The organism is Nocardia amamiensis NBRC 102102 (assembly GCF_001612745.1).
Classification (GTDB): domain Bacteria; phylum Actinomycetota; class Actinomycetes; order Mycobacteriales; family Mycobacteriaceae; genus Nocardia; species Nocardia amamiensis.
Genome location: NZ_BDBA01000170.1, coordinates 22649 through 29738 on the forward strand (window position 1 = coordinate 22649; position 7090 = coordinate 29738).

The following is a 7090-nucleotide window of genomic DNA, read 5'->3' on the forward strand; positions in this document are numbered from 1 at the left end:
CATCCATCATGAGTCATGTCGGCGGTGAGGTCCGCCGACGCGCGGATCCATAGTGGTTCCCTGTCAGGCTGGCGGCGTGTGCCGGAGGCCGCGCCACCCGAGCGGAAACCGGACCCGGTTGGCCTGGACGTCGTCGATCAGCTGCGCATAGCCTTCGCAGACCTCACCGAGATGAAACCATGCCTCATGCCGCAGGTCCTTGTCATCGACGTGCAGAACCGCCCACCACGCATCGGCGTATGTCTTTGCGATATGGCTGATCACCTCACCCAGGGAATGGGTGTGCTTGCGCGCTCCGCGGGCGCTCGGAACATGGGAGAACGCCCACGAATCGATCTCCCTGACGATCTCGGCGATGTCGATGCGGACGCGCGCTTCATCGAAGTCGGCGGGAAGGCGCGTCGGATTCACGCGCACGGGGATCAGTGCCGCGTGCAGATCACCCAACTCCCTTGCCCACTCGATCAGGGATGACCCTTCCGTGAGGTGACCAGCGATCGCCGCCAGCAGCTGATCAGGCCCGAGCAACGTTGCTTTCCCTCGATCCGGATCGCCGTCGTCACACGGCCGGGGCGGTTCGGCTCGAGCGGGGATTGCCTTGGCAGTCAACACTGCGGCGGGATCGTCGTAGCGTTGATAGGGATCAACGAACGTGTGTGCAGTTTTTTCGGCAAGGTGAACCGCGTGGCGGAGTCCCTGACCGTGAGCTGCGCCGGAGGTATGTTCGGCGCGTTTGTCCAACCGTTCCACTGGAGCTCCTTCGGGCCGGGGTTTGCCGTTGCTTCAGTTCTCGGATAGGACCCCGCGTTCTCGACGGCCCAGCAAAGGGAGTGCCGAGAGTGTTGACGGCGTGCCTCGGTCACGTGGGCGGGCGCTGGGGCGACGACAGTGCTGTCGATGGCAGTCGCTGCGCCCTCCTCGACGATGACCAGTGCGAACAATGAGATCTGCCGCACCTTGGGTGCATAATTCATCATTATGAATATGGCGTTACCCACCATGCCATCCTCTATGGCGCTCGTCAAGGGAATGTCGGGAGGGTGAATATCCGCTGTACCGACGCGGTCGTCCGGGCGGTGGCGCCTGTGGTCGAGTTCGGCTCACCGGAACTCGGCGGTCGCCACGCGGCATGACGATCGATCACGGTATTGCGCATGTCCTTCGTGAACATCAGTCCGGCCCCCGGGCCCGACGCGGTCGAGGCTGCTGCCGACCGCCTCCTTCGGGCAGCGGCGAACCGGCAGCCCTGCGCGCCGGTCCGTGACCTGATCGGAAGCGCCGATGTGGGCGCTGCCTACGCGGTCCAGGCGCGCCTCACCGCCGACCGTCTCGCCGGCGGCGCCACCGTCGTCGGTCGGAAGATCGGTCTTACCTCACCGGCAGTCCAGGCCCAGCTCGGCGTCGACCGGCCGGACTTCGGCGTCCTCTTCGCCGACATGCAGATCTCGCAGGAGCAGGTCGTGGCGATGGGCCGGCTGCTCCAGCCGAAGGTCGAGGCGGAGATCGCGTTCATCCTGGACCGGGACCTGGACGGTGGATCGCTCGACACCGAGTCGGTCCGTCGTGCGGTCGCGTACGCCGCGCCTGCCCTGGAGATCGTCGACAGCCGCATCGCCGGGTGGGACATCACCTTCGCCGACACCGTCGCCGACAACGCGTCCAGCGGCCTGTTCGTGATCGGCACCGAACGCCGCGACCTGAACGAGTTCCAACCCGTCGACGTCACCATGAGCATGCGGATCGACGGTCGTGAAGTTTCCACCGGCACCGGTTCCGCCTGCCTCGGCGACCCGCTCGAGGCCCTGCGCTGGCTCGCCGTGACAGCCCGGGATCTCGGCGACCCGCTGCGGGCAGGCCAGGTCATCCTCTCGGGCGCGCTGGGCCCGATGGCGCCCGTGGTTGCCGGCAACCACGTCACGGCGGAGATCGCCGGTTTGGGCGTGGTCCAGGCCCGCTTCGCAGATAGCGCAACCCCCATCCGGGCCACCGGTACCAATGCAGGAGAGAAGGCATGAACCACAGCACCACAGGGAAGACCAAGGTCGCCGTCATCGGTTCCGGGAACATCGGCACCGACCTGATGATCAAGGTGCTGCGGTACTCGAAGCACCTGGAGATGGGCGCGATGGTGGGCATCGATGCAGGCTCCGACGGTCTGGCGCGCGCGGCACGCTTCGGCGTACCCACCACGGCCGATGGTGTCGACGGCCTGATCGCCATGGCCGGATTCGCGGACATCGAGATCGTGTTCGACGCGTCGTCGGCCAAGGCGCATGAGATCAACGCGGCCGCACTGGCACCGCACGGCAAGCGCCTGATCGACCTCACCCCGGCGGCGATCGGGCCGTTCGTGGTGCCGGCAGTCAATATCGAGGAGCACATCGACGCCGAGAACGTGAATATGGTGACGTGCGGTGGTCAGGCGACGATCCCGGTCGTCGCGGCCGTCGCGCGGGTGGTACCGGTCGCGTACGCGGAGATCGTGGCTTCTATCGCGTCCAAGTCCGCCGGCCCGGGAACGCGGGCCAACATCGACGAGTTCACCGAGACCACTTCGCATGCCATCACCAGCGTCGGGGGAGCGGAGCGCGGTAAGGCCGTCATCATCCTCAACCCCGCGGAGCCACCGTTGATCATGCGCGACACCGTCTTCTGCCTCGTTCACGCCCCCGACGAGGCCGTCCATGCCGAGATCACCGCGTCGGTGGCGAAGATGGTCGGCGACGTCGCCGCCTACGTGCCCGGGTACCGGCTCAAGCAGGCGGTCCAGATCAGTCCGATCCCGGACGACCAACCGGTACACACGTTGCTGCGCAACGACACCGGCACCGCGCCCACCCATCAGGTGTCCGTTTTCCTCGAGGTCGAGGGCGCTGCCCACTACCTGCCTGCGTACGCCGGAAACCTCGACATCATGACCGCTGCCGCAGTGCAGATGGCCGAGCGCATCGCCCAGCAGAAGGAAGCAAACCGATGACCACCAACCTGTTCATCCAGGACGTCACGCTCCGTGACGGCATGCACGCCGTCCGGCACCGCATCGCGCCGGAGAATGTCGCCGCCATCGTGGCCGCGCTGGATGCCGCCGGTGTCGACGCCATCGAGGTCGCGCACGGTGATGGCCTGGCAGGCGGCTCCCTGAACTACGGCCCCGGGTCCAATTCCGACTGGGAGTGGATCGAAGCCGCGGCTGACACCATCGAGAACGCTCGCTTGACCACGTTGCTGTTACCGGGCATCGGCACCATCGACGACCTGAAGCAGGCATACTCCCTCGGCGTCCGCTCGGTCCGCGTAGCCACGCACTGCACCGAGGCCGATGTCTCCGCGCAGCACATCGCCACGGCACGTGAACTCGGCATGGACGTGTCCGGCTTCCTGATGATGAGCCACATGGCACCGGCCGACGAGCTGGCGAAGCAGGCGGTGCTGATGGAGTCCTATGGCGCCAACTGCGTGTATGTCACCGACTCCGGCGGCCGGCTGACGATGGACGGGGTCCGCGAGCGTGTTCGTGCCTACCGCGACGCGCTCGATCCGACCACGGAAATCGGCATTCACGCGCACGAGAACCTGTCGCTGTCGGTGGCCAACTCCGTGGTCGCGGTCGAGGAAGGTGTGACCCGTGTCGACGCCTCCCTGGCGGGTCACGGCGCGGGCGCAGGCAACTGTCCCATCGAGCCCTTCGTCGCCGTCGCCGACCTGTACGGCTGGAAGCACGGATGTGACCTCTTCGCACTGCAGGACGCGGCGGACGATGTCGTTCGGCCGTTACAGGACCGGCCGGTCCGGGTGGACCGCGAGACTCTCACGCTCGGCTACGCCGGTGTCTACTCGAGTTTCCTGCGTCATGCGGAAGCCGCCTCCGCGCGGTATGGCGTCGACGTGCGGGACATTCTCCTCGCGGTCGGCAGGCGAGGGCTCGTCGGCGGACAGGAAGACATGATCGTCGACATCGCCCTGGACCTGGTTGCCGCCAGGACCTCATGAGAAGGCGTGACGTCCATGCCGGCTCTGAAACGGATTCTCGCTCACTGCCATTCGTAGGTGCCGCGACCGAGTGACAGGCGCATCGAGACGCTGCCCTCGTTGAGGCGCCACTGATGAACGACGAAGATTCGCAGACCCGCCGTGACGAACGGATCCGCCGACGCAATGGCGGTTGCCTCGGTCTCGTCGGAGGCGCGTAAGACCGTGACGCCCGACCCCGGGCCGGCGCCGGGGCCGCTGACGAGGGGGCCCGACAGGAAGACGAGGTGTCTTTCCTCGAGGTCCAGCAGCCAGGCGATGTGTGCCGGGACGAGGGCGGCGATGTCCTCGGAGGTCGTTCCGGCTACCGGGGTCGAGGTCACCATCCAGTAGTCCCGGCCCAGGAGTCGTGCGAGGTCCGGAGCGTCGTGATCGGTGGGGGAAGGCAATGAGTTCATCCCGGAACTGTATGCAATTTAAGCCCGGCGTCAACACCCGGAAGGCCCTTGACAGTAAAAGTGCATACACATTACGGTCGGACATAGCGCGCCGGAGTGACGCCCCATGCGGACTCCTCGGCCGGGCCGTTCGAAGCGCAGTTCATCGACCACCACATGACCCGGCCGCCACCCACGGGAAGGAAGGTTCACCATGCCGATCGCCGAACTCGGTCATTTCGGAGTTTTCTGCAATGACCTGGAGAAATGTACGGCGTTCTACCGCGATGTCCTCGGACTGACCGTCACCGACGAGGATCTGGATCTGGGCATGCGGTTCTTCAGTGCCCGGCCGGAGTTCGAGCACCACGAGTTCCAGCTCGTCGAAGGTCGGACCGTGGCGCGAGCCGACGAGAACACCAAGCTCATCCAGCAGGTCTCGTTCCGGGTCAATCATCTGACCGAACTGCTCGAATTGCACCGCAGATTCATCGAGCACGATGTCGACTTCGACATGATCGTGACGCACGGCAACGCGTTCGGTATCTACTTCTTCGATCCCGAGGGCAACCGGTGCGAGGTGTACTGGCAGACCGGGCTGCCTGCCCGCCAGCCATTCCTGGCAGCGATCGACCTCACCGAACCGATCGAGAAGCTGCTGGCCGACAACGCGGCGCTGGTAGCTCGGTACGGGGAGACCGGCTATCGGCAGCCGGGGCTGGTGAAGAACCTCATCCCGGACGCGATCGACTCCTGACAGCGTTCGGCAAGGTTGCACAGGAGAGGAAGCCCATGATCACGCTGACCGACATCGCCTACGTGCGGTCAGGAGTCGCCGATTTCGGGACCGCTGTCGACTTCGCGACTCGCATCGTCGGTCTCGAGCTCGCCGGCGAGACCGAACCAGGCGTAGCGCACCTGCGCGCCGACTCCCGCCACCACTGTCTTGCACTGGTCGAGGGAGCGTCCGGGGTTCTGGCCTCCGGGTTCACCGTCGCCGACACGGATGCGCTGGAGGCTGCCGAGAGCCATCTCGAGCGGGCTGGTTTCGCGGTGCGGCGTGGGTCGAAGCACGAGGCTCGCTCGCGGCGCGTGGCTGAGTTCATCGGCTTCGACGATCCCTTCGGTAATCACATCGAGCTGGTCAGCCGACAGGAGACGATCACCCGCCCGGTCGCATTCGCGCGACCGGCCGGCATCACCGAGTTCGGGCACCTGTGCCTCGACGCCCCGGACGTGCACGAGGCCTACCGGTTCTGGAACGGGCACTTCAACGCCCGCGTATCGGATTGGATCGGAAATGCCGCGTGCCTGATGCGGATCGATCCCGTGCACCACAAGCTCGCCGTATTCCAGGGCGAGAGCGCTGGTCTGTGCCATATGAACTTTCAGGTCGAGTCCATCGACGACGTCTTCCGTTCCTGGCACTTCTTGCAAGACAACGGCGTTCAGATCGAAATGGGTCCGGGCCGCCACCCCCAGTCGACAGCGGTGTTTCTCTACTTTCTCGGTCCCGAGGGTTTCACCTACGAGTATTCGTTCGGGGTGCGCCGCATCGAAGATGAGGCGGCATGGCGGCCGCGCACGTTCGATCCGGACGAACCCGGCTCGATCGACATGTGGCTGGGCCCGGTCAAGCGGGTCTCGACGCAGCGTCCGGCCCCGGTGGCCGGAACACAACCCACCCCGATGAGGAGCTAGCAAGTGACCGTCACCAGCGATCATCTGACTGCATCGATCCGCGAGGTCGATGGGGTGCGCACCGCCGTCATCGACACCGGGGAACCCAGCGGCGCAAGCACGCAGCCGCCGCTGCTGCTGCTGCACGGATCCGGTCCGGGTGTCAGTGCCGCGGCCAACTGGCGTCCCGTGCTGCCGTCGCTGTCGGCGACCCGGCGCGTCATCGCCCCCGACCAGTTGGGCTTCGGTGGCACAGCCACGGGTGAGCAGCGCACGTGGGGCCGGGAAGCGTGGACCCGGCACGCGCTCGCGCTCATGGACGAACTCGGTATCGAGACCTTCGACATCATCGGCAACTCGATGGGCGGGGCCATCGCCCTTTCGCTGGCGGCCGAACGCCCCCGGGCCGTTCGTCGGCTCGTGCTCATGGGCTCGATGGGTGTCGCGATGGCGCTGCCCCAGGGCCTCGACACGGTCTGGAGCTACCGACCGGGGATGGAGAACATGCGCGAAATCATCGGGCTGTTCGCCTACGATCGCCGACTGATCACCGATGAGCTGGTCCAGATGCGTTACGGGGCCAGTGCCGAGCCTGCCGTCGCCGAATCCTGGGCGGCGATGTTCCCCGAACCGCGCCAACGCTGGGTCGATGACCTGGCACTGTCCGGGGCCGAGCTGGCGCAGGTGGCGCAGCCGACCCTGATGATCCATGGGCGTGACGACCGGGTGGTGCCGTGGAAGGAATCGTCCGGAGCGTTGTTGGATCTGCTGCCCGACGTGCGGCTGCACGTGCTGGGTAACTGTGGCCACTGGACCATGATCGAGAAGACCGCCGAGTTCCTCGGCGTCGTGGAACCTTTCCTGTCCGAGGCCTGACCTTGCCGAGCCCCCGCGGGGCCTACACCCCATATCGAGCCTGATCTCACGCTGGGCATGAATTCCGGCTACGGCCGATGCTCGGCGGTCGGGTGCCCGGATACCACGCGCGCTTTCGGCCACACCGA

At 66.1% G+C, this 7090-nt stretch carries 8 protein-coding genes; 6 read left to right on the top strand and 2 right to left on the bottom strand.

Features of this window, described 5'->3' with window-relative positions; genetic code table 11:
• Positions 1-63: 63 nt before the first annotated feature.
• A complete protein-coding gene (locus NA4_RS27495) occupies positions 64-741 on the bottom strand; it encodes a hypothetical protein (protein ID WP_157129344.1) in 678 nt (225 codons plus the stop codon).
• 413 nt (positions 742-1154) lie between these two features.
• Here NA4_RS27495 and NA4_RS27505 point away from each other — a divergent pair, with 413 nt between their 5' ends.
• Genes NA4_RS27505 through dmpG form a run of 3 tightly spaced genes read left to right on the top strand, consistent with a single transcriptional unit; the run spans position 1155 to position 3990 of the window.
• Positions 1155-2015 (top strand): 2-keto-4-pentenoate hydratase, encoded by an 861-nt coding sequence (locus NA4_RS27505; protein WP_067476239.1) that lies wholly within the window; start codon positions 1155-1157, stop codon positions 2013-2015.
• Entirely contained in the window at positions 2012-2977 is a 966-nt protein-coding gene (locus NA4_RS27510; RefSeq protein ID WP_067476242.1) for an acetaldehyde dehydrogenase (acetylating), read from the top strand. The genes NA4_RS27505 and NA4_RS27510 overlap by 4 nt, the downstream gene beginning before the upstream one ends.
• Complete coding sequence (gene dmpG / locus NA4_RS27515; RefSeq protein WP_067476245.1) at positions 2974-3990, top strand: 4-hydroxy-2-oxovalerate aldolase; 1017 nt, start codon at positions 2974-2976, stop codon at positions 3988-3990. The genes NA4_RS27510 and dmpG overlap by 4 nt, the downstream gene beginning before the upstream one ends.
• 41 nt (positions 3991-4031) lie before the next feature.
• Here dmpG and NA4_RS27520 read toward each other — a convergent pair whose 3' ends face one another.
• A complete protein-coding gene (locus NA4_RS27520; RefSeq protein WP_084497484.1) occupies positions 4032-4427 on the bottom strand; it encodes a YciI family protein in 396 nt (131 codons plus the stop codon).
• 193 nt (positions 4428-4620) lie between these two features.
• Between NA4_RS27520 and NA4_RS27525 the strand changes: the two genes are divergently transcribed.
• The 3 genes from NA4_RS27525 to NA4_RS27535 are packed head-to-tail and all read left to right on the top strand — an operon-like array spanning position 4621 to position 6962.
• Positions 4621-5163, top strand: a complete 543-nt coding sequence (locus NA4_RS27525; RefSeq protein ID WP_067476248.1) for a VOC family protein — start codon at positions 4621-4623, stop codon at positions 5161-5163.
• A gap of 35 nt (positions 5164-5198) precedes the next feature.
• On the top strand, positions 5199-6107 hold the full coding sequence (locus NA4_RS27530; RefSeq protein WP_067476251.1) for a VOC family protein: 909 nt from the start codon (positions 5199-5201) through the stop codon (positions 6105-6107).
• 3 nt (positions 6108-6110) lie between these two features.
• A complete protein-coding gene (locus NA4_RS27535; RefSeq protein ID WP_218022433.1) occupies positions 6111-6962 on the top strand; it encodes an alpha/beta fold hydrolase in 852 nt (283 codons plus the stop codon).
• Positions 6963-7090: the final 128 nt, after the last annotated feature.

What these genes read in the sequence shown, in the direction of transcription:
- NA4_RS27510 (WP_067476242.1), top strand. Translation starts at nt 2,012, where the DNA reads ATGAACCACAGCACCACAGGGAAGACCAAGGTCGCCGTCATCGGTTCC.
- NA4_RS27520 (WP_084497484.1), bottom strand. Translation starts at nt 4,427, where the DNA reads ATGAACTCATTGCCTTCCCCCACCGATCACGACGCTCCGGACCTCGCA.
- dmpG (WP_067476245.1), top strand. Translation starts at nt 2,974, where the DNA reads ATGACCACCAACCTGTTCATCCAGGACGTCACGCTCCGTGACGGCATG.
- NA4_RS27505 (WP_067476239.1), top strand. Translation starts at nt 1,155, where the DNA reads ATGTCCTTCGTGAACATCAGTCCGGCCCCCGGGCCCGACGCGGTCGAG.
- NA4_RS27530 (WP_067476251.1), top strand. Translation starts at nt 5,199, where the DNA reads ATGATCACGCTGACCGACATCGCCTACGTGCGGTCAGGAGTCGCCGAT.
- NA4_RS27525 (WP_067476248.1), top strand. Translation starts at nt 4,621, where the DNA reads ATGCCGATCGCCGAACTCGGTCATTTCGGAGTTTTCTGCAATGACCTG.